The 23,995-nt window shown below is 69.7% G+C and carries 18 protein-coding genes and 1 pseudogene; 10 read left to right on the forward strand and 9 right to left on the reverse strand.

Going from position 1 to position 23,995, the window contains the following annotated elements:
* Nucleotides 1-72 precede the first annotated feature (72 nt).
* Together A5787_RS15275 and A5787_RS15280 are read left to right on the forward strand one after the other, a co-directional pair.
* On the forward strand, nucleotides 73-1,437 hold the full coding sequence (locus A5787_RS15275) for a 3-oxoacyl-ACP reductase (protein ID WP_066968438.1): 1,365 nt from the start codon (nucleotides 73-75) through the stop codon (nucleotides 1,435-1,437).
* Entirely contained in the window at nucleotides 1,437-2,282 is an 846-nt protein-coding gene (locus tag A5787_RS15280; protein ID WP_066968349.1) for a MaoC/PaaZ C-terminal domain-containing protein, read from the forward strand. The genes A5787_RS15275 and A5787_RS15280 overlap by 1 nt, the downstream gene beginning before the upstream one ends.
* Here A5787_RS15280 and A5787_RS15285 read toward each other — a convergent pair.
* Genes A5787_RS15285 through A5787_RS15295 form a run of 3 tightly spaced genes read right to left on the reverse strand, consistent with a single transcriptional unit; the run spans nucleotide 2,279 to nucleotide 5,376 of the window.
* Nucleotides 2,279-3,538, reverse strand: a complete 1,260-nt coding sequence (locus A5787_RS15285; protein ID WP_066968352.1) for a chloride channel protein — start codon at nucleotides 3,536-3,538, stop codon at nucleotides 2,279-2,281. The two genes, A5787_RS15280 and A5787_RS15285, sit on opposite strands and share 4 nt — an antisense overlap.
* A gap of 16 nt (nucleotides 3,539-3,554) precedes the next feature.
* Nucleotides 3,555-4,172, reverse strand: a complete 618-nt coding sequence (locus A5787_RS15290; RefSeq protein ID WP_066968354.1) for a TetR/AcrR family transcriptional regulator — start codon at nucleotides 4,170-4,172, stop codon at nucleotides 3,555-3,557.
* 55 nt (nucleotides 4,173-4,227) lie between these two features.
* On the reverse strand, nucleotides 4,228-5,376 hold the full coding sequence (locus A5787_RS15295) for a glycoside hydrolase family 3 N-terminal domain-containing protein (protein WP_066968356.1): 1,149 nt from the start codon (nucleotides 5,374-5,376) through the stop codon (nucleotides 4,228-4,230).
* Between the two features lie 96 nt (nucleotides 5,377-5,472).
* Between A5787_RS15295 and A5787_RS15300 the strand changes: the two genes are divergently transcribed.
* From A5787_RS15300 to A5787_RS15315, 4 genes are all read left to right on the forward strand, one after another.
* On the forward strand, nucleotides 5,473-5,679 hold the full coding sequence (locus A5787_RS15300) for a DUF2613 family protein (RefSeq protein WP_066968358.1): 207 nt from the start codon (nucleotides 5,473-5,475) through the stop codon (nucleotides 5,677-5,679).
* Nucleotides 5,680-5,751: 72 nt separating this feature from the next.
* A complete protein-coding gene (locus A5787_RS15305; protein WP_065443914.1) occupies nucleotides 5,752-5,925 on the forward strand; it encodes a DUF2613 domain-containing protein in 174 nt (57 codons plus the stop codon).
* A gap of 70 nt (nucleotides 5,926-5,995) precedes the next feature.
* Nucleotides 5,996-10,177, forward strand: coding sequence for an alpha-(1->3)-arabinofuranosyltransferase family protein (locus A5787_RS15310; RefSeq protein WP_066968361.1), 4,182 nt, complete (start codon nucleotides 5,996-5,998; stop codon nucleotides 10,175-10,177).
* Nucleotides 10,178-10,234: 57 nt separating this feature from the next.
* Entirely contained in the window at nucleotides 10,235-11,683 is a 1,449-nt protein-coding gene (locus A5787_RS15315; RefSeq protein WP_066968363.1) for a lipase maturation factor family protein, read from the forward strand.
* A gap of 2 nt (nucleotides 11,684-11,685) precedes the next feature.
* Here A5787_RS15315 and A5787_RS15320 read toward each other — a convergent pair whose 3' ends face one another.
* On the reverse strand, nucleotides 11,686-13,332 hold the full coding sequence (locus tag A5787_RS15320) for an acetolactate synthase large subunit (protein WP_066968365.1): 1,647 nt from the start codon (nucleotides 13,330-13,332) through the stop codon (nucleotides 11,686-11,688).
* A 42-nt stretch (nucleotides 13,333-13,374) separates the two neighbouring features.
* On the reverse strand, nucleotides 13,375-13,800 hold the full coding sequence (locus tag A5787_RS15325) for a nitroreductase family deazaflavin-dependent oxidoreductase (RefSeq protein ID WP_066968367.1): 426 nt from the start codon (nucleotides 13,798-13,800) through the stop codon (nucleotides 13,375-13,377).
* Nucleotides 13,801-13,959: 159 nt separating this feature from the next.
* Here A5787_RS15325 and A5787_RS15330 point away from each other — a divergent pair, with 159 nt between their 5' ends.
* Nucleotides 13,960-15,378 (forward strand): NADP-dependent succinic semialdehyde dehydrogenase, encoded by a 1,419-nt coding sequence (locus A5787_RS15330; protein WP_066968369.1) that lies wholly within the window; start codon nucleotides 13,960-13,962, stop codon nucleotides 15,376-15,378.
* A gap of 82 nt (nucleotides 15,379-15,460) precedes the next feature.
* Here the strand turns inward: A5787_RS15330 and A5787_RS15335 are convergent, their stop codons facing one another.
* The 3 genes from A5787_RS15335 to A5787_RS15345 form a co-directional block, all read right to left on the reverse strand.
* Nucleotides 15,461-16,402 carry a R2-like ligand-binding oxidase gene (locus A5787_RS15335; RefSeq protein WP_066968372.1) on the reverse strand — a complete coding sequence of 314 codons (942 nt, stop codon included), beginning with the start codon at nucleotides 16,400-16,402 and terminating at the stop codon, nucleotides 15,461-15,463.
* On the reverse strand, nucleotides 16,399-17,094 hold the full coding sequence (locus tag A5787_RS15340; RefSeq protein WP_066968374.1) for a TetR/AcrR family transcriptional regulator: 696 nt from the start codon (nucleotides 17,092-17,094) through the stop codon (nucleotides 16,399-16,401). Before A5787_RS15340 ends, A5787_RS15335 begins: the two co-directional genes overlap by 4 nt.
* A 107-nt stretch (nucleotides 17,095-17,201) precedes the next feature.
* Nucleotides 17,202-18,899 (reverse strand): acyl-CoA dehydrogenase family protein, encoded by a 1,698-nt coding sequence (locus A5787_RS15345; RefSeq protein WP_066968376.1) that lies wholly within the window; start codon nucleotides 18,897-18,899, stop codon nucleotides 17,202-17,204.
* 63 nt (nucleotides 18,900-18,962) lie between these two features.
* Between A5787_RS15345 and A5787_RS15350 the strand changes: the two genes are divergently transcribed.
* Together A5787_RS15350 and A5787_RS15355 are read left to right on the forward strand one after the other, a co-directional pair.
* Nucleotides 18,963-19,943 carry a phosphotriesterase gene (locus A5787_RS15350; protein ID WP_066968379.1) on the forward strand — a complete coding sequence of 327 codons (981 nt, stop codon included), beginning with the start codon at nucleotides 18,963-18,965 and terminating at the stop codon, nucleotides 19,941-19,943.
* Entirely contained in the window at nucleotides 19,936-21,417 is a 1,482-nt protein-coding gene (locus A5787_RS15355; RefSeq protein ID WP_066968381.1) for an AMP-binding protein, read from the forward strand. Before A5787_RS15350 ends, A5787_RS15355 begins: the two co-directional genes overlap by 8 nt.
* On the opposite strand, the pseudogene A5787_RS15360 reads toward A5787_RS15355, so the two are convergent.
* A pseudogene (locus A5787_RS15360) lies at nucleotides 21,383-22,619 on the reverse strand (acyltransferase family protein). The gene A5787_RS15355 and the pseudogene A5787_RS15360 overlap by 35 nt on opposite strands.
* An 84-nt stretch (nucleotides 22,620-22,703) precedes the next feature.
* Between A5787_RS15360 and A5787_RS15365 the strand changes: the two are divergent.
* Entirely contained in the window at nucleotides 22,704-23,993 is a 1,290-nt protein-coding gene (locus A5787_RS15365; protein WP_197507149.1) for a DUF3068 domain-containing protein, read from the forward strand.
* Nucleotides 23,994-23,995 lie beyond the last annotated feature (2 nt).

Genomic DNA, 23,995 nt, shown 5'->3' on the forward strand with positions numbered 1-23,995 from the left:
CTTACTCTGAAGTAAGTTCGTCCCCGATACGGTTGGCCTGATACCGAACTACCCATGGAAGGCAGCAGCTCAGTGGCTCCCAAGCGCTCGTCCGATCTGTTCTCGCAGGTCGTCAACTCCGGGCCCGGATCGTTTCTGGCAAAGCAACTTGGCGTCCCGCAACCCGAGACCCTGCGCCGGTATTCCCCCGGCGACCCACCGCTGGCCGGGTCCCTGCTGATCGGCGGCGAGGGCAGGGTGGCCGAGCCGCTGCGTTCGGCGCTGGCCAAGGATTACGACGTGGTGGGCGCCAACCTGGGCGGCCGCTGGGCCGATCAGTTCGCCGGCCTGGTTTTCGACGCCACCGGGATCACCACGCCGGCCGGGTTAAAGGGCCTGCACGAATTCTTCACCCCGGTGCTGCGCAATCTGGGCCACAGCGCGCGCGTCGTCGTGGTCGGCACCACGCCCGACGCGGCCGCCAGCACCGACGAGCGGATCGCCCAGCGCGCGCTGGAGGGCTTCACCCGCTCGCTGGGCAAGGAACTGCGGAACGGCGCCACCGTGCAGCTGGTGTACCTGTCGCCGGCCGCCAAACCCGCGGCCACGGGCCTGGAGTCGACGATGCGGTTCATCCTGTCGGGCAAGTCGGCGTATGTCGACGGCCAGGTCTTCTACGTCGGGGAGGCCGATGCCACGCCGCCGGCCGACTGGGACCGGCCGCTGGACGGCAACGTCGCGATCGTCACCGGCGCCGCCCGCGGCATCGGCGCCTGCATCGCCGAGGTGTTCGCCCGCGACGGCGCCCGCGTCGTCGCGATCGACGTGGAGTCGGCCGCGGAGACCCTCGCCGAAACCGCCAGCCGGGTCGGCGGCACCGCGCTGTGGCTCGACGTCACCGCCGACGACGCCGTCGACAAGATCGCCGAGCACCTGCGCGACCACTACGCCGGGCACGCCGACGTGTTGGTCAACAACGCCGGCATCACCCGCGACAAGCTGTTGGCCAACATGGACGACGCCCGCTGGGACGCCGTCTTGGCCGTCAATCTCCTTGCCCCGCAACGGCTTACCGAGGGTCTCATCGGCAACGGCAGCATCGGCGAAGGGGGCCGGGTGATCGGCCTGTCGTCGATGGCCGGCATCGCGGGCAACCGCGGGCAGACCAACTACGCCACCACCAAGGCCGGCATGATCGGCCTCACCCAGGCGCTGGCGCCGGGGCTGTACGAGAAGGGCATCACGATCAACGCCGTCGCCCCGGGGTTCATCGAAACCCAGATGACCGCCGCCATCCCGCTGGCCACCCGCGAGGTGGGCCGGCGGATGAACTCGCTGCTGCAGGGTGGGCAGCCCGTCGACGTCGCCGAAGCGATCGCCTACTTCGCCAGCCCGGCCTCGAATGCGGTGACCGGCAACGTCATTCGCGTCTGCGGCCAGGCGATGCTGGGGGCGTGATGAACCAGCCAAGCGGCCTGAAGAACATGCTGCGCGCGGCGGCCGGGGCCCTGCCGTTGGTGCCCCGCTCCGACCAGCTGCCCACCCGCACGGTGACCGTCGACGAGTTGCCCATCGACCACACCAACGTGGCCGAATACGCCGGCGTCACCGGCCTGCGCTATGGCAACCACGTGCCGCTGACCTACCCGTTCGCGTTGACCTTTCCCGCGATGATGTCGCTGGTGACCGGCTTCGACTTTCCTTTCGCGGCAATGGGATCCGTGCACACCGAGAATCACATCACGCAGTACCGCCCGATCGCGGTGACCGATACGGTCGGCGTGCGGGTGCACGCGGAGAACCTGCGCGAACACCGGAAGGGCCTCCTGGTGGACCTGGTCACGGACGTCAGCGTCGGCAATGAGGATGCGTGGCACCAGGTGACCACCTTCCTGCACCAGCAACGCACCAGCCTGTCCGACGAGCCCAAACCGCCGCCGCAGAAGCAGCCCAGGCTGCCGCCGCCCAGCACCTTGCTGCGGGTCAGCCCCGGCCAGATCCGTCGCTACGCCGTCGTCGGCGGCCACCACAACCCGATCCACACCAACCCGATCGCCGCCAAGCTGTTCGGATTCCCGACGGTCATCGCGCACGGGATGTTCAGCGCCGCGGCGGTATTGGCCAACATCGAGGCCCGGCTACCCGACCAGGTGCAGTACTCGGTGCGGTTCGGCAAGCCGCTGGTGCTGCCCGGCACCGCCGGGCTCTACATCGACCAGGGCGACGACGGCGGCTGGGACCTTTCCCTGCGCAACGTCGCCAAGGGGTATCCCTACCTGACCGGCAGCGTCCGGGCCGGCTAGCCCTTGCGCGCCGGCGCGGCGGATCGGCGACCGAGCGCGAGCACCTTCAATCCGTACGCGGCGCAGGCGGTCAGCAGAAACAGGAGGAACAGCCAGAGCGGCGGATGGGCGAGTTCCCAGACGAAGATCGCGGCCCAGATCGGTGAGTCCTGGGTGACCGCCAGCACCCCGGCGGCCCCGGCCAGCGAGACGGCCGGCGTGTGCAGGTTGGTCCCCGCCGCCCAGTTGATCGCCAGCACCAGCGCCGACCCCGCCGCCGCGCCGGTGGCCAACGACGGGGTGAGCATTCCGCCCGCCCCGCCGGCGCGCAGGAACAGGGCCGTCAGCAGCGGCTTCAAGGCCAGGATGATGGCGGCCGTCGACAGCGTCATGCCGCTGGCGAGGCTGACGGTCAGGATGCTGCGGCCGTTGCCGGGCAACTCCGGCCACCAATGCGAGCACACGCCCATCACCAGACCCGCCGCCGCCAGCGCCGGGATCAGCACCCACGTCCGCATCACCCGGGCCGGGCGCGCCGCGGCCATGAGGCGGTTGAACGCCAGACCCACCGCGAGGGTCAGCGGCGCCAGCATCAGCCCGTGGGCGGTCAGCACGTACGACGATTCCTCGCTGGGCCAGCTCAGGGTGGGCTGATCGTGCGTGGCGGCCGAACCGATCGCGACGGCCAGGCTCGAGGTCAGGCACGCCGCGCCCAGCGCGCGCGGATGCCAGGTGTTGAGCATGATCCGCGCGGCGAACAGCGCGCCCGCCAGCGGAACGGCGTAGACCGCGCCGAGCCCGGCCCCGGCGGCGCACGCCAGCAAGACCTGACGGTCATACGCGGACAGCCGCTTCAACCACGCGGTGCCGAAATCGCCCAGTGCCGCGGCGAATTGGCGCGGGGCGCCCTCCCGGCCCAGCGACGCCCCGGATCCGACCAGCAGCACCTGCAACACGGCGTCGACGCTCCACGCGAGCCGCGGGATCCGCTGGCGGCGGGCGATGGTCTCCGCGAGCGGCGGCACCTCGGCGCTGCGGCGCAGGATCCACCAGCCGAATCCCGCCAGCGCGGCGCCGACCATCGGTCCCACGACGCGGCGGGCCGGGCTGCTGCCCGCGATCCCGGCGAGCAACGTGCCGAAACTGTAGTGGTAGGTGGCGTGTTCGACGAAGCGCAGCACCGCGGTCGTCGCCAGCCCGGCGACCCCGGCCAGCAGGCCGACGATCACCACCGCGCAAAAGAAATCAAGGTTGCGGCGGGACGCCGAGGAGGCCACCCCACGAATGTAGGGGCTACCCGGCCGCGGCGGCTTCCCGGTCCTCCGGCGTGCCCCGAAGACCGTGCCAGAACAGGTCGATCATCAGTTCGGCGGCCTCGTCGACGCCGATGTCTCCGGTGGACAGGCGGTTGGCCATCGCCTCGCCCGCGCCCACCAGCGCCACCGCCATCATCTGATACTCGGCGTCCGACCGCGGGGTGCGGCTGCCGGCGCGCATCAGCTCGGCGACCAGTTCGATGATTTGCTCACGCCCTTCACGCACCGTGTGCGCAAACGCCTGCGAGTTGATGGCCTGGGCGTACATCACGATCCAGGACGCGCGGTTGGCGTCGATGTAGCGCATGAACGACCCGATAGCGTTGCCCAGCAAGTCCTTTGGGCTTTGATCGAAGTTGATGTCGGCGCGCACCGCGTCGACGAACCGCCCCAGCTCGCGATCCAGGCAGGCGCCGAACAGGTCCTCCTTGGAGCCGTAGTACAGATACAGCATCGGCTTGGAGATCTCCGCCTCGGCGGCGATGGCATCCATCGAGGTCTCGTGGTAGCCGTTGACCGAGAACATCTGCACGGCGGCGTCGAGCATCTGCTGTTCGCGGACGGCACGGGGTAGCCGCTTGGTACCACCCGCCATCGCTGCACCCTTCTGGCCCGCCTATCTGGCTACAGGGTAACGAGGATGCGTCGCGTTAGTGGCCACATGTTCGATTGGTGCCCTTCATGGTCGCCACCCGCACCACCGAGTCGTTGACCGCCGCCATGGGCAGCTCGCCCGAATCGACCGCCTTTTGCAGGCGGTCCAGGACGGCGGGCACCTCGTCGGTGGTGACCCACAGCGCGACGTCGGTGCCGGCCTGCAGGGTGCGCAGCACCGCCTCCGGCACGGTGTAGCGGTCGGAGATCGCGGCCATGCTGGACACGTCGTCGCTGAACACCGGGCCGTTGAAGGGCGGGGCGTTATAGCCGGTGCCGGTGCGCAGCAGTTGGACCGCGGCCCGGCTCAGGCTGGCCGGCTCGTCGCCGGTCAGCCCGGGAACCTGCAGGTGACCCACCATCACGGCGACCGGCGTCGCCGTCACCAGCGTGCGGAACGGCACCAGGTCGACGTTCTGCAGCTCGCTCAGCGGAGGGGTCACCACGCCCCCGGTGTGCGAGTCGCCGGAGCCGTGCCCGTGGCCGGGGAAATGCTTGAGGACCGGCAGCAGGCCGGCGTCGCGCAGGCCCTGCGCGTAGGCCCCGGCGTAGGCGGTTACGGTGTCCGGGTTCGCGCTGAACGACCGGTCCCCGATCACGGCGTCGTCGGGCTCGTCGCTGACGTCGACGTCCGGGGCGAAGTCGATGGTGATGCCCAGGTCGCGCATCTTCTTGCCGCGGTCGGCCGCCAGGTCGTGGACCTGCTGGGGCGTTTGCTTCTGGGCCAGCACCCGGGCCGACGGGGCCGTCCCGATCAGCGACTTCAACCGCGACACCCGGCCACCTTCCTCGTCGATGCCGATCGCCAGCGGCAGCGGACCCGCGCTGCGCGCGATGTCGGCCAGCGGGCCCTTGAGGATCGACAGGTCCGTCCAGCCACCGATGAAGATGCCGCCGACGTGATAGCCGTTGACCACGGCCCGCGCGTCGCCGGCGTCCTTCACGCCGACCATCAGCAGCTGCGCCAGCTTGTCGCGGGTGGACAGGGCGGCCGGGACGGCCGTCGGGTCGGCGCACACCGGCGGCGCGGGGACCGCAGCCGGCTTGCCGGTCGCGGCGCCCGGCGCCCGCGCGCCGTGGTGGCCGCAGCCGGCAACCAGCGCTGCTGCGACGGCGAGCACGGCCAGGGTCCGGGGGAATGCCATCGGGCCATGTTGTCACGCTTGGCGTTTCGTCCCGGGCTCCAGGGGGCATCAGCGGTACGTTGGCCAGAGCATTTGCCTGGCAGGGAGGAGCCGGCGATGGCGGGGGTTTCGTTGGCGGCCGCGGCGAGCATCGCCGCGGGGCTGATGATCGGTGCCGCGGCGACCGTCGGCGTCACGCTTGCCCTCGAGGACCACACCAGGGTGCCCGCCCGGACCGCACCGGTCACGCGGAGCCCCACCGGGCCGTATCTGGTGGATTACGGCTCTCGCTGCTGGCATGCCCATTGCGTGCCGTGGCCGTGATTTGCCGGCCCGGCCGCCGGCGGCCGTTCTGCTAGGTTGGCCCTAGGTCGGACGTCACCCAAAGGAGCCATGTTGAACCGGATCATTGCGCCCGCCGCCGCGAGCGTGGTGGTTGGTCTGTTGCTGGGCGCGGCCGCGATCTTCGGGATCACATTGATGGTCCAGCAGGACACGAAGCCGCCACTCCCCGGGGGCGATCCGCAGTCGTCAGTGCTCAACCGGGTCGAGTACGGCAACCGTAGCTAGCCGCTCGGCAGAGGCAGCGCGGGCCGAGCCCGCGGAAGAAGCCCCGGCCGCGCCGCTATCCCGCCGCTGGCTGCTGCTGGTCGGCGCCGTCTCGCTGGCGCTGACGTTCGCGCAGTCGCCCGGGCAGATCTCCCCCGACACCAAGCTCGACCTCACCGCCAACCCGCTGCGCTTCCTGGCCCGCGCGACCAACCTGTGGAACAGCGACCTGCCCTTCGGCCAGTCGCAGAATCAGGCCTACGGCTACCTGTTTCCGCACGGCACCTTCTTTCTGGTCGGCCATCTGGTGGGGGTGCCGGGGTGGATGACACAGCGACTGTGGTGGGCGTTGCTGCTCACCGTCGGGTTCTGGGGGTTGCTGCGGGTGGCCGAGACGCTCGGAATCGGCAGCCCGACGTCGCGGGTGCTCGGCGCGGCGGCGTTCGCGCTGTCGCCGCGGGTGCTGACCACGCTCGGTTCGATCTCGTCGGAGACCCTGCCGATGATGCTGGCGCCGTGGGTGTTGTTGCCGACGATCCTTGCGCTGCGGGCTTCGACCGACAAATCGGTGCGGGCGCTGGCCGCGCAGGCCGGGCTGGCCGTCGCGCTGATGGGCGCGGTCAACGCCATCGCCACGCTGACCGGTTGCCTGCCCGCGGTGATCTGGTGGGCGTGCCACCGGCCCAATCGGCTGTGGTGGCGCTACACCGCGTGGTGGGCGCTGGCCCTGTGCCTGGCCATGCTCTGGTGGGTCGTGGCGCTGGTGTGTCTGCGCCACGTCAGTCCGCCGTTCCTGGACTTCATCGAATCCTCCGGCGTGACGACGCAATGGTCGTCGCTGACGGAGATCCTGCGCGGCACCGACAGCTGGACCCCGTACGTGGCGCCCACCGCCACCGCCGGCGCGCCGCTGGTCACCGGGTCGGCGGCCATCCTGGGCACCTGCCTGGTCGCGGCGGCGGGGCTGGCCGGGCTGGCCAGTCCCGGGATGCCGGCGCGGGGCCGGCTGGTGACGATGCTGCTGGTCGGGGTGGCGTTGATGGCCGTCGGCTACAGCGGCGGCCTGGGCTCGCCGCTGGCCCATGACATCCAGGTGTTCCTGGACGCCGCCGGCGCGCCGCTGCGCAACGTGCACAAGCTGGGGTCGGTGGTCCGGATTCCGCTGGTGCTGGGCATCGCGCAGCTGCTGGGCCGGGTCGCGCTGCCCGGCAGCGCGCCGAGGTCGGTGTGGCTGCACGCGTTCGCCCACCCGGAGCGCGACAAGCGGGTGGCGGTGACGGTCGTGGTCCTCACGGCCCTGGCGGTCAGCACCTCGCTGGCGTGGACCGGCCGGCTCACCCCGCCGGGCGCGTTCCGCGCGATACCGCCGTACTGGCACGAGGCCGCCGACTGGCTCAGCGAGCACAACACCGGCTCCCCCGCTCCGGGGCGTGTGCTGGTGGTCCCCGGCGCGCCGTTCGCCACCCAGGTCTGGGGCACCAGCCACGACGAGCCGTTGCAGGTGCTCGGCAGCAGCCCGTGGGGGGTGCGTGACTCCATCCCGTTGACCCCGCCGCAGACCATCCGGGCACTGGATTCGGTGCAACGCCTGTTCGCGGCCGGACGGCCCTCGGCCGCACTGGCCGATACCCTTGCGCGGCAAGGTATTTCGTATGTCGTGCTGCGCAACGACCTGGACCCGGAGACGTCGCGCTCGGCGCGGCCGATCCTGGTGCATCGCGCCGTCGAGGGCTCGCCGCGACTGCAGAAGGTGGCACAGTTCGGCGCGCCGGTGGGTCCGGGCACGCTGGCGGGCTTCGTCGCCGACGGCGGGCTGCGCCCGCGCTACCCGGCGGTGGAGATCTACCGCGTCGACGTCGCCGGTGATCCGGGGGCGCCGTATTTCGTCGACACCGACCGGATGGCCCGGGTCGACGGGGGGCCGGAGGCGCTGCTGCGCCTCGACGAACGGCGACGGCTGCTGGGCCAACCGCCGCTGGGTCCGGTGCTGATGACAAACGACGCGCGCGGCGCCGGGCTGGCGGCGCCGCTGGTCACCGCGACGGACACCCCGGTGGACCGCGAGACCGACTACGGCCGCGTCGACCACCATTCGTCGGCGATCCGGGCGCCCGGCGACGCCCGGCACACCTTCAACCGCGTCCCCGACTACCCGGTCCCGGGTGCCGATTTGGTATCCGGCGCGTGGAACGGCGGCCGGATCACGGTGTCGAGCTCGTCGTCGGATTCCACCGCGATGCCCGACGTCGCACCGGCCACCTCCCCGGCCGCCGCGATCGACGGCGACTCGGCAACCGCGTGGGTGTCCAACGCGCTGCAGTCCGCCGTCGGGCAGTGGCTGCAGGTGGACTTCGACCACCCGATCAGCAACGGCGCCATCACCATCACCCCCAGCGCGACCGCCGTCGGCGCCCAGGTCCGCCGCATCCTGATCGAGACCGCCAACGGCAGCACCACCCTGCGGTTCGACGAGCCCGGCAAGCCGCTCGCGGCGGCGCTGCCGTACGGCGAAACCCCATGGGTGCGGGTCACCGCCGCCGGCACCGACGACGGCTCCCCCGGTGTGCAGTTCGGCATCACCGATCTGACGGTCACCCAGTACGACGCCTCCGGATTCGCCCACCCGCTCAATCTGCGGCACACCGTGGGCGTGCCGGGGCCGCCGCCGGGCTCGGCGATCGCGGGCTGGGACCTGGGCTCGGAGCTGCTGGGCAGGCCGGGTTGCGCCCAGGCGCCCGACGGCGTGCGCTGCGCGGCGTCGATGGCGCTGGCGCCCGAAGAGCCCGTCAACTTCAGCCGCACCCTGACCGTGGCGGCTCCGGTGTCGGTGACACCGACGGTGTGGGTACGCCCGCGGCAGGGACCCAAGCTGGCCGATCTGATCGCCGAGCCGAATACGACTCGCGCACAAGGCGATTCCGACGTGGTGGATATCCTCGGCTCGGCATACGCGGCCGCCGACGGCGACCCGGCCACCGCTTGGACCGCGCCGCAGCGGGTGGTGCAGCACAAGTCGCCGCCGACGCTGACGGTCACCCTGCCGCGGCCCGCGGAGGTCGCCGGGTTGCGCGTGGCACCCAGCCGGTCGGCATTGCCGGCCCACCCGACGCTGCTGGCCGTCAACCTGGGCGACGGCCCGCAGGTCCGGGAGCTGAAAGCCGGTGAGCCGCAGACCCTGTCGCTCGCACCGCGGGTGACCGACACCGTCAGCATCAGCCTGCTCGGCTGGGAAGACATCATCGACCGCAACGCCCTGGGCTTCGATCAGCTCAAGCCGCCGGGGCTGGCCGAGGTGGCGGTTCTCGGCGCCGACGGCCGGCCGATCACGCCCGCCGATGCCGATCGCAACCGATCGCGCGAGATCACCGTCGGCTGCGACCGTGGCCCGGTGATCGCCGTCGCGGGCCGGTTCGTGCACACCTCGATCCGCACCACCGTGGGCGCGCTGCTGAACGGCGAACCGGTCGCGGCGCTGCCCTGCGAGCGCGACCCGATCGCGCTGCCGCCGGGCCAGCAGGAGCTGCTGGTCAGCCCCGGTGCCCAGTTCGTCGTGGACGGGGCCCGGCTGTCGACCCCGGCCGCCGACGACCTGACCACCGCCTCGCAGGCCGGCGCCAAGACCGGGGCGTGGGGCGCGGCCCGCCGCGAGGTGCGGGCCCCGGCGGCGGCGACCTCACGGGTGCTGGTGATCCCCGAAAGCATCAACCCCGGCTGGGTGGCGCGCACCAGCACCGGCGCCCGGTTGACGCCCGTCGCCGTCAACGGCTGGCAGCAGGGCTGGGTGGTGCCCGCGGGCGACCCCGGCACCATCACGCTGACCTTCGCGTCCAACTCGCTGTACCGGGCGGGCCTGGCGGTCGGGCTGGCGTTGCTGCCGCTGCTGGCCGCGCTCGCGCTGTGGCGCACCCGGCGGGGCCGCGCCGACGAGGAGCCGGCACGGCCCTGGGCGTCGGGTCGCTGGGCGGCGGTCGCCGCGCTGGTGACCGGCGGGCTCGTCGCGGGCGTGGTCGGGGCGATCGCGGTCGGCGCCGCCCTGGGCCTGCGGTACGCGCTGCGCCACCGGCAGCGCTGGCGCGACGACGTGACCGTCGTACTCAGCGCCGGCGGGCTGATCGCGGCCGGGGCCGTGCTGTCGCGGCATCCCTGGCGCTCGGTCGACGGTTACGCCGGCCATGCGGCGAGCGTGCAGCTGCTGGCGCTGATTTCGCTTGCCGTACTTGCCGCTTCGGTCGTGACGGTGCCGGGCCGCCGGGCGCGGCCGCGCAACGAATGACGGCCGAGGTGTTGGCTACCGGTTTTTCTGCTGCTTGACTGGTAATACGTGACGACCATGGATTGGCTTTCGGCACCCGAATACTGGCTGGGCCGGATGGTCCTGCAGCGGGGCGTTGCGGCCATCTACCTGATCGCGTTCGTAGCCGCCGCGCTCCAGTTCCGGGCGCTCATCGGCGAGCACGGAATACTGCCGGTGCCAAGGTTTTTGGCCAGGCAATCGTTTTGGCGGGCGCCGAGCCTCTTCCAGCTGCGCTACTCCGATCGGCTGTTCGCGGGCGTGTGCTGGCTGGGTGCGGCGCTGGCGGCAGCCGTCGCCGCCGGTGCGGCCGACCTGGTGCCGCTGTGGGCCGCGATGCTGGCGTGGCTGGCGCTGTGGGTGCTTTACCTGTCGATCGTCAACGTCGGCCAGACCTGGTACGGCTTCGGTTGGGAGTCGTTGCTGCTGGAGGCCGGATTCCTGATGATCTTTCTCGGCAACGACCGGATCGCGCCGCCGGTGCTGACGCTGTGGCTGGCGCGGCTGCTGCTGTTCCGGGTCGAGTTCGGCGCCGGGCTGATCAAGCTGCGCGGCGACCCGTGCTGGCGCGACCTGACGTGCCTGTACTACCACCACGAGACCCAGCCGATGCCGGGGCCGCTGAGCTGGTTCTTCCATCACCTGCCCAGGCCACTGCACCGGGTCGAGGTGGCGGGCAACCATTTCGCTCAGCTCATCGTGCCGTTCGGGTTGTTCGCACCGCAGCCGATCGCTAGCGTGGCCGCGGCGATCGTGGTGATCACCCAACTGTGGCTGGTGGCTTCGGGCAACTTCGCCTGGCTCAACTGGGTGACGATCTTCCTGGCGTGCAGCGCCATCGACGATCCGTCCCTGGCGAGGCTGTTTCCCCTTTCCGCGCACCCCGCTTGGGCCGCCCGGCCGCTGTGGTTCGCCAGCCTGGTGATCGCGTTCGCCGGCGCCGTGCTGTTCCTGACCTACTGGCCGGTGCGCAACATGCTGTCCTCGCGCCAGCGAATGAACATGTCCTTCAACCCCTTTCACCTAGTGAACACCTATGGGGCGTTCGGCAGCATCGGGCGCACCAGGCGCGAGGTGGTGATCGAGGGCACCGACGACGAACGGGTCACGCAGCACACCGCTTGGCAGGAGTACGAATTCAAGGGTAAGCCCGGCGCAGTGAACCGGCTGCCCCGGCAATGGGCGCCCTATCACCTGCGCCTGGACTGGCTGATGTGGTTCGCCGCGATCTCGCCCGGCTACGCCCACCCGTGGCTGGTCCCCCTGCTGCAGCGGCTGCTGCGCAACGACCGGCCGACACTGCGCCTGTTGCGCCACAATCCGTTCCCCGATGCGCCGCCGCGATATGTGCGGGCGCAGCTCTATGAGTACCGGTTCACCACGTTCGCCGAGTTGCGGCGGGATCGAGCGTGGTGGCATCGCGCGCTGGTGGGCGGATACGTCCGGCCCATGGCGCTCGACAACGCGACCGACCTGCAAAGCCGCTGAGCTTACAGCGTCTCGTCCAGCTCGCCGAGCCGGTCTGTCAGCCGGAGGTTCTCGGAGTAGTCGACCGGGCAGCAGATCAGGGACACCCCGTCGTCGTCGAGGGCGGCCCGCAGCGTCGGCAACAGCTCGTCGGCGCTGTTGATCCGATATCCCTTGGCGCCGAAGCTTTCCGCGTACTTCACGATGTCGGGGTTGCCGAACTTGACGTAATAGTGCTCCCCGAGTTCGAGGTCCATCTTCCACTCGATCAGGCCGTAGCCGCCGTCCTCCCAGATCAGCACCACCAGAGGTATCCGCTCCCGGACGGCGGTCTCGATTTCCTGGGAGTTCATCAGGAACGCGCCGTCGCCCACGACGGCGAGCACCTTGGCCTCGGGGCGTGCCAGCTTGACGCCGAGGGCGCCCGGTAGCGCAAAACCCATGGTGGACAAGCCGTTTGAGATGAGGCAGGTGTTGCGCTCGTAGGTCGGATAAAGCCGGGCCATCCACATCTTGGTGGCGCCGGTGTCGACCAGGACCACGTCGCTGCGCCCGAGCGCCGCGCGGGTGTCGGCGACCAGCCTGGCCGGCGCCAGTGGGTATCGCGAATCCTCTTGTCCCCGGGCGAATTCCTCGGACAGCAGGCCCGAGCCGGGCACATCGGCGGCGTGTTCGAAGGTGTGGCCGGCCAGCGCGTCGGTGAGCGCGTTGAGCGAATCGCTGATGTCGCCGATGATCCCGACGTCGACCGAGTAGTGCGCGTCGACCTCCGCGGGGAAGCGGTGGATGTGGATGATCCTCTTGTCCGCCTGCGGATTGATCCGCACCGGGTCGAACTCCTGCAGCTCGTAGCCGACGGCGATGACGGCGTCGGCGTTGTCGAAACCGAAGTTGACGTAGTCGTGCCGCATGAAGCCCAGCGTGCCGATGCTGTTGGGGTGGTCGTCGGGCATCACGCCCTTGCCGTGGAAGGTGTTGGCGACCTGGATGCCGAACTCCTCGGCGAAGCGGACCAGGGCCTTGGTCGCGTCGGCGCGGGCGGCGCCGTGCCCGGCCAGCACGACCGGACGCTTTGCCTGGCGCAGGATGTCGACGGCGCGCGCGACCTGACGGGGCGCCGGCGCGTCGGGTCGAACCACGTTGCGGGGCAACGGCGTCAGGTCGTAGTCGGCGTCATCGGCATCGATGTGCTCCGGCACGGCCAGGTAGACCGCGGCCGGGCGCTCGGCCTCGGCGACCTTGAACGCCTTGCGGACCATCTCGGGGATGGCCCGCGGGGTCGGGATGCCGGCGGCCCACCGCGTGATCGGGGCGAACATCGACACCAGGTCGACGTACTGGTGCGACTCCTTGAACTCCCGGTCCTGGCCCACCTGCGCGGAGATCGCGACCATCGGGGTGCTGTTGGTGGTGGCGTCGGCGACGCCGAGTTGCATGTTGATCGCGCCCGGGCCCAGGGTGGCCGACACCACCGCCGCCCGGCCGGTGACGCGCCCGTACATCTCCGCCATGAACGACGCGCCCTGCTCGTGCCGGGTGAGTACGTACCTGATGCCGGAGGACGCGAGCGCCTGCACCAAGCGAATGTTCTCCTCGCCGGGCACCCCGAAGACTATCGCGACCCCCTCGTTCTCCAAGCACTTGACGATCAGCTCGGCCGCTTTGCTCATCCGGCACCTCCTGGTCGCCACACTAGTGGCGCCCGTGCTGCCTCAGTCGTGGTGTTGCCCCGTCGGCAGCAGCGCGAGCACGGGGATCGTGCGGGTCGTCTTGCGTTCGTATTCCGCGAATCCGGGGTACCGCCTGGCTTGCTCGGCGTATTTCTCGTCGCGTTCGGCGCCGGTGAGTTCGACGGCGTGCACGTCGAGGTGCTCGTCACCCACCTCGATGCCGGCATCGGGGTTGGCAACCAGGTTCCAATACCAGGCGGGGTTGCGGTCGGCTCCCGCCGCGGAGGCGAAGACCAGGTAGCGGTCACCGTCGGGCAGGTACATCATCGGGCTCACTCGTTCCTCGCCAGTGCGCGCGCCGATGGTGTGCAGCAACAGGACCGGGGCGCCCTCGAACTGTCCGCCGATCCGTCCGTGGTTGGCACGAAATTCCTCGATGTTGCGCCGATTGAAGTCGTCGTCGGTCATATTCCTCTTCCGGTGCTCGGTCCAGCGTCGGGTGCTCAATGTAGCCGTGCTCGTAGCGTCCATACCCGCCGTCGAGCCATCACAGTCGCGGAAGTGGCAGGCTGGTAGGTGGACGTCTTAACAAACCCAGTTACACCCCACCAGACGAAGGATGTCAGCGTGCCCATCGCCACGATCAACCCGGCCACCGGCGAGACGGTCAAGACCTTCACCCCGGCAACCGACGACGAAGTCCAAGCAGCGATCGCCCGCGCTCACGAGCGCTTCCTGGATTACCGCCACTCCACCACCTACGCCCAGCGCGCCGGGTGGGCCAACGCGACCGCCGACCTGCTGGAGGCCGAGGCTGACGAGACCGCGGCCATGATGACCCTGGAGATGGGCAAGACGCTGGCCTCGGCCAAGGCTGAAGCACTCAAGTGCGCCAAGGGTTTTCGCTACTATGCCGAGAACGCCGAGCAGCTGCTGGCCGACGAGCCCGCCGACGCGGCAAAGGTGGGCGCCAAGCGGGCCTACACCCGCTACCAACCGCTGGGCGTGGTGCTGGCCGTGATGCCGTGGAACTTCCCGCTGTGGCAGGCCGTCCGGTTCGCCGCGCCGGCGCTGATGGCCGGCAACGTCGGCCTCCTCAAGCACGCCTCCAACGTGCCGCAGACCGCGCTGTACCTCGCCGACGTCATCGCCCGCGGCGGGTTCCCGGAGGGCTGCTTCCAGACGCTGCTGGTTCCGTCCAGCGCCGTGGAGACCATCCTGCGCGACCCCCGCGTCGCCGCGGCCACCCTGACCGGCAGCGAGCCGGCCGGCCAGTCCGTCGGCGCCATCGCCGGCGACGAGATCAAGCCCACCGTGCTCGAGCTCGGCGGCAGCGACCCCTTCATCGTGATGCCCTCGGCCGACCTGGACGAGGCGGTCAAGACCGCCGTCACAGCGCGGATGCAGAACAACGGCCAATCTTGCATCGCCGCAAAGCGTTTCATCGCCCACGCCGACATCTACGACGCGTTCGTGGACAAGTTCGTCGAACGGGTCAAGGCGCTGCGGGTGGGCGACCCCACCGACCCCGACACCGACGTCGGCCCGCTGGCCACCGAGTCGGGCCGGGACGAGATCGCCAAGCAGGTCGAGGACGCGACCGCGGCCGGCGCGGTGATCCGCTGCGGCGGCGAGCGCCTGGACCGCCCGGGCTGGTTCTACCCGCCCACGGTCATCACCGACATCACCAAGGACATGGCGCTCTACACCGAGGAGGTCTTCGGGCCGGTCGCCTCGATCTACCGCGCCGAGAACATCGACGAGGCGATCGAGATCGCCAACGCCACCACCTTCGGCCTGGGCTCCAACGCCTGGACCACCGACGAGGCCGAGCAGCAGCGCTTCATCGACGACATCGAGGCCGGCGCCGTCTTCATCAACGGGATGACGGTGTCCTACCCCGAGCTGCCGTTCGGCGGCGTCAAGCGCTCCGGTTACGGACGCGAGCTCGCGGGCCTCGGGATCCGCGAGTTCTGCAACGCCAAGACCGTGTGGGTGGGCTCGGCCGAAACCGGTGACGCGGGCAGCGGCACCAAGGTGGAGTGACGGGCCAGACCCCGGCCGCCGAGCGTGGGACCCATGGACGAATTCTTCGCGGTTTTCGTACCTAGGGCCCACACTCGGCGCCTCAGGCGGAGACGGCCGCCAGCGCCTTCTCGTCCTCGTCGGCGAAGGTGTCCTCGAGCTGCAGCGGCGAGTAGTCGAGGTCGATCTCGCCGAGCGGCCGCCCGCGGGCACTGCTGATGGTGCCGAACCGCCGCATCCCCTTGTCGGCGGCGTACTGCATGAACTCGTCCGTCGAAATGCCGAAGGGCATCGGGTCGTAGAGCGAGAAGCCCTCTTCGATGAGGCGCAGCCCGAGCGGCATGAGCTCGTTCATCCGTGTTTCGAAGACGCCCCAGTTGGCGTCGTCGGCCGCGACGTGGCGCCGGCAGGTGAAGGTGCCCCAGGCCATGTGGCGTCGCTCGTCGTCGCCGATGCGCCGGACCAGTTCCTGCATGCCTGGAAGGATCCCGCGCTCCACGCAGATCTTGTGCCAGGCGAAATAGCCGGTCAGCGCCAGCATGCCTTCGACCATGTGGTTGTAGGTCACCGACGCCCGCACCTGGGCGGCCGGTGACGGATCCGACGACAACGCGCCCAGGCAGGCCGGCAGCTCCTCGTAGAAGATCGTCCGGTAGGTCGGGATGTCGTCGAGATATTCGTGCAGGTCGCCGGTGATGCCGACGGCGTCGAGCCACATGCGGAACACCTGGACGTGCTTGGCTTCTTCGAACGCGAACTGCGTCAGGTACATCTCGTCGCCGAGCCGCCCCTCGGCGCGCATCGCGGCCATGAACGGCTGAATGTCCTCGGTCACCGCCTCCTCGCCGGCGATGAACTCGGCGCACAGCCGGGTGGCGTAGTGGCGTTCGACGTCCGTCAGCTTCTCCCAGTCCGCGCGGTCGCGGGAGAAGTCGATGTCGGCCGGATCCCAGAATTTGGCGTTGCCACCGGCGAACAGCTTCAGCGGCAGGCTGTTCCAGTTGAGTCCGCCCGCAACCATCGAGCCCGAATGTGTGCGTGTCATGTGACCTCCTCGGAGACTTTCGAGTCTGGGCTGACAGGGGAGTTCGCGGAATGTGCCGAGAACGCCGCCGCCAGCACGGCGACGAGCCGACGCACGGCCAGCGCCGGCTGCTCGGGCGTAGGGTCGTCGAGCCCCAGCACCGGGTCCAGGCCGCGCATGTAGGGGGCCAGCGCCAGGTGCGGAAAGATCATCAGCAGCAACGAGAGCAGGGCGTCGGTGTCCGCCTCGGCGCGCAGGTCACCGCGCAGCTGCGCGGCGCGCACCAGCGGCCGCAGCACCTCCAGGTAATGGCGATTGCTGACGCTGCGCACGCTGATCCGGGCCTCGGTGTCGACCTCCAGGCTCACCGCGGCGTGCAGGGCGCGCTCGTGGGGATGCTCGGCGTAATAGGCCACCCAGCCGTCGAGCAGGTCGGTGAGGTGTTCGAAGAACGGCCGGCTCGGGTCGAGGTCGTGGATCAGCTTCTCCATGTACGCGCGCACCCGCTGGCTCGCGACGTCCGTGACGTACGCGTAGAGGTCGCGCTTGTCCGCGAAGTACTGGAACAGGCTGCCCTTGGCGACCCCGGCCCGGCGGGCGATGACGTTGAGGCTGCCCCGGGAGAATCCGTGCGCCCCGAACTCGTCCTCCGCGGCTTCGATCACCGCCGCGCGGCGGGCGGGGTCGACCCGCGCCCACGTCACCGTCGGCAATGCGACCTCCTAGCGTCGATGACCACTGGTCATTCTACGGTGAGCCACGTCACAGTCAAGGGACGCTCGGCCGGCGTGCGGCCTGCCGCACAGTCGGGGCCGCGGATTCAGGGCCGCATCTGGTAGGCGCCGTTGATCGGCAGCACGTGTTCCTTCCAGATCTGCTCGTAGCGCGCGGGGTCGTGGACCGGGCGCCGAATCATCCGCATCGCCAGCCGGGCCTGCTCGTCCGTCGTGGCGGGTTTGTCGCCGAGTTCCACGGCGTAGCCGTTGAAGTCCCGCACCAACACCGCGAAGATCCCGTCGAGCAACGCCTCCTCCACTCCCGACAACAGCGCCTCCTCGAGAATGAGCTGGGCATACGGCACCGTCGCGAACAACTGCCCCACGGCAAAGGCGAAGTCGATGTCCTTCTGCTGCACGGCATCCGGGGTGGCGCTGGCCAGCAGCTCGGTGAGCACGTCGACCTGCTCGCGCAGCAGCGCGACGTTGGGCAGGTGGGCGAAAGCCTCGAACAGCGGGCGCCAGTCCGCGAACCGCACCTTGCCCAGGCCCCCGGTGGGCCCCTGGGCGAACAGGAACGTGTCGTCGGCGGCGTCGTCGCGGCGCGCGACGACGGGCAAGTCGGCGTTGGGGGCGAACAGGAAGTTGGGCATGAACTTTCCGAGCAGCCCGATGTTGATGTGGACGGTGCCCTCCAGCCGCGGCAGCAGGCCGATCTCGCGGGCGACGGCCTCGAAGAAGGTGTCCTTCTCAACTCCCTTGGCGGCGATGACATCCCACAACGCGGTGATCACCCGCTCGCCCTCGCTGGTGATCTTGGCCTTGGTCAGCGGGCTGTAGAGCAGGTAGCGGCGGTCGGTCGCGGACGCGCTGCGCATGTAGTCGCACGCGCGGGTGGCGACCAGCTTCATGGCGACCAGCCGCACGTAGGCGTCGGTGAGCAGCCGCCCCACGTGGGTGAAGTCGGTGACGACGGTCCCGTACAGGTAGCGGTTGGCCGCGTGGGTGACCGCCTCGTACATGGCGTGGGTGCACATGCCGATGGCGCCCCAGCCCAGGTTGTACTTGCAGACGTTGACGGTGTTGAGGGCGGCGTGGAACGCGTCGGGTCCGCGGTGCAACATGTCGGCCTCGGTGACCGGGTAGTCGCGCAGCGCGTAGTTGGCGACGAAGTTCTGCGAGTTGACGACGTTCTTCTTCAGTTCGTAGCGGTCATGCTGGGAGTCGGCGGCGAAGAAGACATACTCGTCGGTGCCCTCGATCTTGCCGAAGGTGGAGACCATCCGGGCCACGTTGGCGTTGCCGATGTAGTACTTCTCGCCGCTCGCGGTCCAGCCGTGCTCCGATGGCGTGAGAATCATGTCGGTCTGGTAGACGTCGGCGCCGTGGGTCTGCTCGGACAGCCCGAAGGCGAACACCTCGCCGGCCTCCAGCTGGGCGGCGGCCTTGCGCTTGGCGTCCTCGTTGTCGCTCATCCAGATCGGGCCCAGGCCCAGCGCGGTGACCTGGAACGGGTACCAGTAGCTCAGCCCGTAAAAACCGACGATCTCGGCGAATTCGCTGATCCGGTAGGTATCCCAGCGGCAGTCGTCCGCCCCGTATTCGGACGGTGTGAGCAGCGAGGCGAAGATGCGTTCCCGCCCGACGTGGTCCAGAAAGTCGGAGTACCAGACCCGGTTGTGGTCGTCGGACTTCAGTCGCGCCTTGCCGCGGGACTCGAAGAAGTCCACGGTCGCGGCCATGATCTCCCCCGAGCGGGCATCGGGGTAGCGGCGTTGCAGGCGGTTGGGATTGAGCAACATGGGGGCAACGTACTCCCACACAGCCCTGTTGGTGAACCGCCCATCCGCCTTAGAGTCAGTCCCGTGCCAGAACTCAATACCGCTCGCGGCGCCATCGATACCGCCGATCTCGGCGTGACGCTCATGCACGAGCACGTGTTCATCATGACCACCGAGATCGCCCTGAACTACCCCGAAGCCTGGGGCGACGAGGAGCAGCGGGTGGCCGACGCCATCACCCGGCTCAACGAACTCAAGGCCCGCGGGGTGGACACCATCGTCGACCTCACGGTGATCGGGCTGGGCCGCTACATCCCGCGCATCGCGCGCGTCGCGGCGGCCACCGAGCTGAATATCGTTGTGGCGACCGGGCTTTACACGTACAACGATGTCCCGTTCCGCTTCCACTACCTCGGGCCCGGCACCGCGATGGACGGCCCGGAGGTCATGACCGACATGTTTGTGCGCGACATCGAGGAGGGCATCGCGGACACCGGCGTCAAGGCGGGCATCCTCAAATGCGCCACCGACGAGCCCGGCGTCACCCCGGGCGTCGAGCGGGTGCTGCGGGCGGTCGCGCAGGCGCACAAGCGCACCGGGGTGCCGATCTCCACGCACACCCATGCGGGGCTGCGGCGCGGACTCGAGCAGCAACGCATCTTCGAAGAGGAGGGCGTCGACCTGAGCCGGGTGGTGATCGGCCATTCCGGCGACACCACCGACCTCGGGTACCTCGAGGAGCTCATCGCCGCCGGCTCCTACATCGGGATGGACCGGTTCGGCATCGACGTGTATCTGCCGTTCGAGGACCGGGTCAACACCGTGGCGCAGATGTGCGAGCGCGGGCACGCCGACAAGATGGTGCTCTCGCACGACGCGAACTGCTACTTCGACGCGCTGCCCGAGGACCTGTTGTCGGTGGCCGCGCCGAATTGGCATTACCTGCACATCCACAACGACGTAATCCCCGCCCTCAAGGAACGCGGCGTCACCGACGAGCAGTTGCACACCATGCTGGTCGACAACCCGCGGCGCATCTTCGAGCGGCAGGGCGCTTATGAGTGAGCCGGTTGCACCAATCGGTTCCCAGATTTCGGCGCTGGCCGCCCTCGCCCCCGATGAGCCCGCGGTCACCTGCGACGGGCTGACCCTCACCCGCGCCGAACTCGACCGGTCGACCAACCGGCTGGCCCGGGCCTACGCCGAGCGCGGCGTCGGCGTCGGCGACTACGTGACGATGGTGCTGCCCAACTCCGTCGAGTGGATTCAGGCCGCGGTGGCGTGCTGGAAGCTGGGCGCCGTGCCCCAGCCGCTGTCGGCCCGGCTACCGGACGCGGAGCTGCGGGGGCTGATCGAGCTGCGTCCGCCCGCACTGCTGGTGGGTCGGGATAGTGCTGAAATACCCAGCGTGCCAGCGGGATTCACCCCCGACCCGGCCCTGTCCGACGCCGCATTGCCGGAAGCGGTGTCGCCGGTGTGGAAGGCGATGGGGTCGGGCGGCAGCACGGGGCGGCCCAAGCTCATCGAATCCGGCGGGGACAGCCGGATACCCGCGGCCGTCGGCTACCCGCTGGGCGCGCAGGAGTGCGACACCACCCTGGTCCCGATCCCGTTGTCGCACAACACCGGCTTCACCACCGCGACGATCGCGCTGCTGATGCGCCACCACCTGGTGCTGATGAGCCGGTTCGACCCGCAACGGTTCCTGCGGCTGATCACCGACCATCGCGTCACGTTCCTGACGACGGTCCCGACGATCATGCAGCGGGCGCTGCCGGTCTACCACGCCGAACCGGCGTCCTACGACCTGTCCTCGCTTCGGCGGTTCTGGCACATGGGCGCGCCGTGTCCGCCGGCCATCAAGGAGGCCTGGATCAACCTGCTGGGCCCCGAGGTCGTCTGGGAACTGTACGGCGGCACCGAATTACAGGCCTTGACCTTCATCTCCGGTGACCAGTGGCTGACCCACCGCGGCTCGGTCGGCGTGGTGGTCGCCGGGGAGATGAAGGTGCTCGACGACGACGGCAATCCGTGTCCGCCCGGGGTGGTGGGCGAGATCTACATGCGCCCCGCCCCCGGCAGCGCGCCGACCTACCGCTACGTCGGCATGCAGGCCAACAGCCGCGACGGCTGGGACTCGCTGGGCGACCTCGGCTATTTCGACGGCGACGGGTTCTTGTATCTGTCGGATCGCCGGGTCGACATGTTCACCGTCGGCGGCCGCAACGTCTATCCGGCCGAGATCGAAAACGCGCTGTCGGCGCACCCGGACGTGTTGTCCTGCCTCGTCGTCGGCGTGCCCGACCCGAACGCCGGGGACCTGGGCCAGGTGCCCTACGCACTGGTGCACGCGGCCGACGGGTCCACGCTGGACCACGACGGCGTGAAAGGCTTTCTGCGCGAACGCCTCTCGTCATACAAGGTGCCGCACACCGTCGAGTTCGTCGAGGCTCCGTTGCGCGACGACGCGGGCAAGGCGCGGCGGTCGGCGGTGCGCGAGGAGGTCATGGCGCGATTGAGTCCGCCTCAGCGTCTGTGACGGCAGGCTCGGCCATCGGTTGGTGCCGCTTCTCCCAGCGGCGCAGCGCCTCCCGGCACGGCGACTCGACCAGGCCGTAGCTGACCGCGGCGATCGCCCAGCCGAAGATCAGCGTCAACACCAGTACCGAGGGCATGCGGCCGGTGAACGCGAAGACCCCGAGGACGGGGAACACCATGTCCAGCGCGGCCAGGTGCCAGATGAACAGGCCGTAGGACCAGCGTCCCAACGTCACCATGGTCGTGCTGCCCAGCAGCCGGTGTGCGGTGTCGGCCCGGTCCAGCACCAGCGGGGCGACCAGCGCGAAGGCCACCAGGGCGCCCATCGCCGTCTTCACCGCGAATTGGGCGGGGCTGCCGACGGCCAGGCCCGCCGGCCCCGCCAGCGGGGACGCCGCCACCAGGTAGGCCGCCACCGCGATCACGGCCATCGGCACGCGCCGGCGCGCCAGGCGGTGCGGGAAGCCGACCCCACTGTGCACCCATTCCGCCAGCAACATGCCCGCGGCGAACCAGGAGAAAAACGCCGGCGGCCAGTCCAGCGGGTTGTTCCAGGTTCTGCTGTCCAACAGAAACACGGACACCCAGGCCCAGGCGAAGCTGAGCACCGCCATCGACGCGATCGCCGGCACCCGCGCCGCCGTCGGGAGTCGGCGGGCCAGGAACGCCAGCACCGGCAGGGCCAGGTAGAAGCCGACCTCGACGGAGAGGCTCCACATCTGGGTCAGGCCACCGGTCAGCGTGAGCGGCACATAGATCTGGGTGAGCGTCAGGTTGGCCAACCACACCGTCGGGCTGGCGTGATCGGAGTCGGGCAGCAGGGTGAGGATCACGACGACGGCCACCACATAGGCCGGCATGATGCGAATCGCCCTGGACCTCAGGTAGTGGCCGGTGCGCGGCCGCGGCGCCAACCCCCGTGCCGCCGCCGCGTGCCCGCGCCACAACAGGAACCCCGACAACGCGAAGAACACCGCGACGGCAAGGTCGAAGCGCCCGAACAGGCGGCCGTCGGCGCCGGTGGAGTGCCCCGTCTGGAAGGCGACATGCGTGACGACCACGCCCATCGCCGCGCACGCGCGCATCCCCTCCACGGCGGGCAGGAAGCTGCGGATCCCTCCCACCTGCTGGCCCTCGGTCACGACCACAAGTGTGCCTGTCGTGTGGCAGCGGACGAATCGGGTATTCGGCGCGAGGCTGCACGGGCTGGTGAACCGGGGCCTTAAATTCTGCTGTTAGGGTCGAACGGGTTTGCCACGCGGGGATCCATTAGGAGGGCACAGCAACGTGAATCGAGCAGTCATGTTGCGCTATGCCGCATGCGCGATCATCGGACTCGGGGCCGCCCTGCTGATCGCCGCGCTGCTGCTGTCGACGTACACCAGCAGCCGGATCACCAAGATCCCGCTGGACATCAACGCCACGTTGGTCTCCGACGGCAACGGAACCGCGCTCGACTCCGCGTCGCTGTCCACCGACCACCTCGTCGTCAATCAGAACGTGCCGCTGGTATCCCAGCAGCAGGTCAGCGTCGAATCCCCGGCCAACGCCGACCTCGTCACGCTGCAGGTCGGCACCTCTTTGCGCCGTACCGACAAGCAAAAGGACAGCGGTCTGTTGCTGGCGATGGTCGACACCGTCACGCTCAACCGCAAGACCGCGATGGCCGTCTCCGATGACACCCACCCCGGCGGCTCGTTGCAGAAGCCGCGCGCCTTCAACGATGAGAACCCACCCACCGCCCAGTCGCTGCGGCACGACGGGCTGTCCTACCGGTTCCCGTTCCACACCGAGAAGAAGACGTACCCCTACTTCGACCCGATCGCGCAGAAGCCGTTCGACGTCAACTACGACACCCAGGAAGACGTCAACGGCCTGACCACCTACCGGTTCACCCAGAACATCGGCTACAACGCCGACGGCAAGCTGGTGGCCCCCGTCGCATACCCGTCGCTGCTGGCCGGCCAGGAGGACGCCAAGCAGACCACGTCGGCGGCGATGTGGGGCGTGCAGGGCGGCGATCCGGCCGAGCAGATCACCATGACCCGCTACTACGCGGCCCAGCGGACCTTCTGGGTGGACCCGGTGTCGGGCACCATCGTCAAGGAGACCGAGCACGCCAACCACTACTTCGCCCGCGATCCGCTCAAGCCGGAGCTGACGCTGGTCGACTACAAGGTCACCTCGAACGAAGACACCATCGAGTCCCAGGTCAACGCCGCGCGCGATGAGCGCGACCGGCTGGCGCTGTGGTCGCGGGTGCTGCCGATCACGTTCACCGCGGTCGGCCTGATCGCGCTGATCGGCGGCGGCGTGCTCGCCGCCTTCAGCCTGCGCACCGAGAGCGCGCTGACCGACCCGGGCCTGGACCGGTCCGACCAGGAGTTCTTCGGTCGCACCGGGCCCGAGGAACCGGTGCCCGGCGCCGAGGCCGAGACCGAGAAGCTGCCCACGCAGCGCCCGGCCGGAGACCCCGAATCACCCGGTTCGGACCCGCCGGAGTCGGACGAGCCGGCCGAGCCGCGCCCGCCCGACGCCGGGCAACCCGAAGCCCCCGGCCCGCCCGAACGGGCCTAGCT

This window comes from Mycobacterium sp. 852002-50816_SCH5313054-b, assembly GCF_001667185.1.
Taxonomy (GTDB): Bacteria; Actinomycetota; Actinomycetes; order Mycobacteriales; family Mycobacteriaceae; genus Mycobacterium.

Coding starts and splice junctions, on each gene's coding strand:
- A5787_RS15315 (WP_066968363.1), top strand. CDS start 10,235: ATGGATTGGCTTTCGGCACCCGAATACTGGCTGGGCCGGATGGTCCTG.
- A5787_RS15300 (WP_066968358.1), top strand. CDS start 5,473: ATGGCGGGGGTTTCGTTGGCGGCCGCGGCGAGCATCGCCGCGGGGCTG.
- A5787_RS15290 (WP_066968354.1), bottom strand. CDS start 4,172: ATGGCGGGTGGTACCAAGCGGCTACCCCGTGCCGTCCGCGAACAGCAG.
- A5787_RS15295 (WP_066968356.1), bottom strand. CDS start 5,376: ATGGCATTCCCCCGGACCCTGGCCGTGCTCGCCGTCGCAGCAGCGCTG.
- A5787_RS15280 (WP_066968349.1), top strand. CDS start 1,437: ATGAACCAGCCAAGCGGCCTGAAGAACATGCTGCGCGCGGCGGCCGGG.
- A5787_RS15320 (WP_066968365.1), bottom strand. CDS start 13,332: ATGAGCAAAGCGGCCGAGCTGATCGTCAAGTGCTTGGAGAACGAGGGG.
- A5787_RS15335 (WP_066968372.1), bottom strand. CDS start 16,402: ATGACACGCACACATTCGGGCTCGATGGTTGCGGGCGGACTCAACTGG.
- A5787_RS15345 (WP_066968376.1), bottom strand. CDS start 18,899: ATGTTGCTCAATCCCAACCGCCTGCAACGCCGCTACCCCGATGCCCGC.
- A5787_RS15355 (WP_066968381.1), top strand. CDS start 19,936: ATGAGTGAGCCGGTTGCACCAATCGGTTCCCAGATTTCGGCGCTGGCC.
- A5787_RS15325 (WP_066968367.1), bottom strand. CDS start 13,800: ATGACCGACGACGACTTCAATCGGCGCAACATCGAGGAATTTCGTGCC.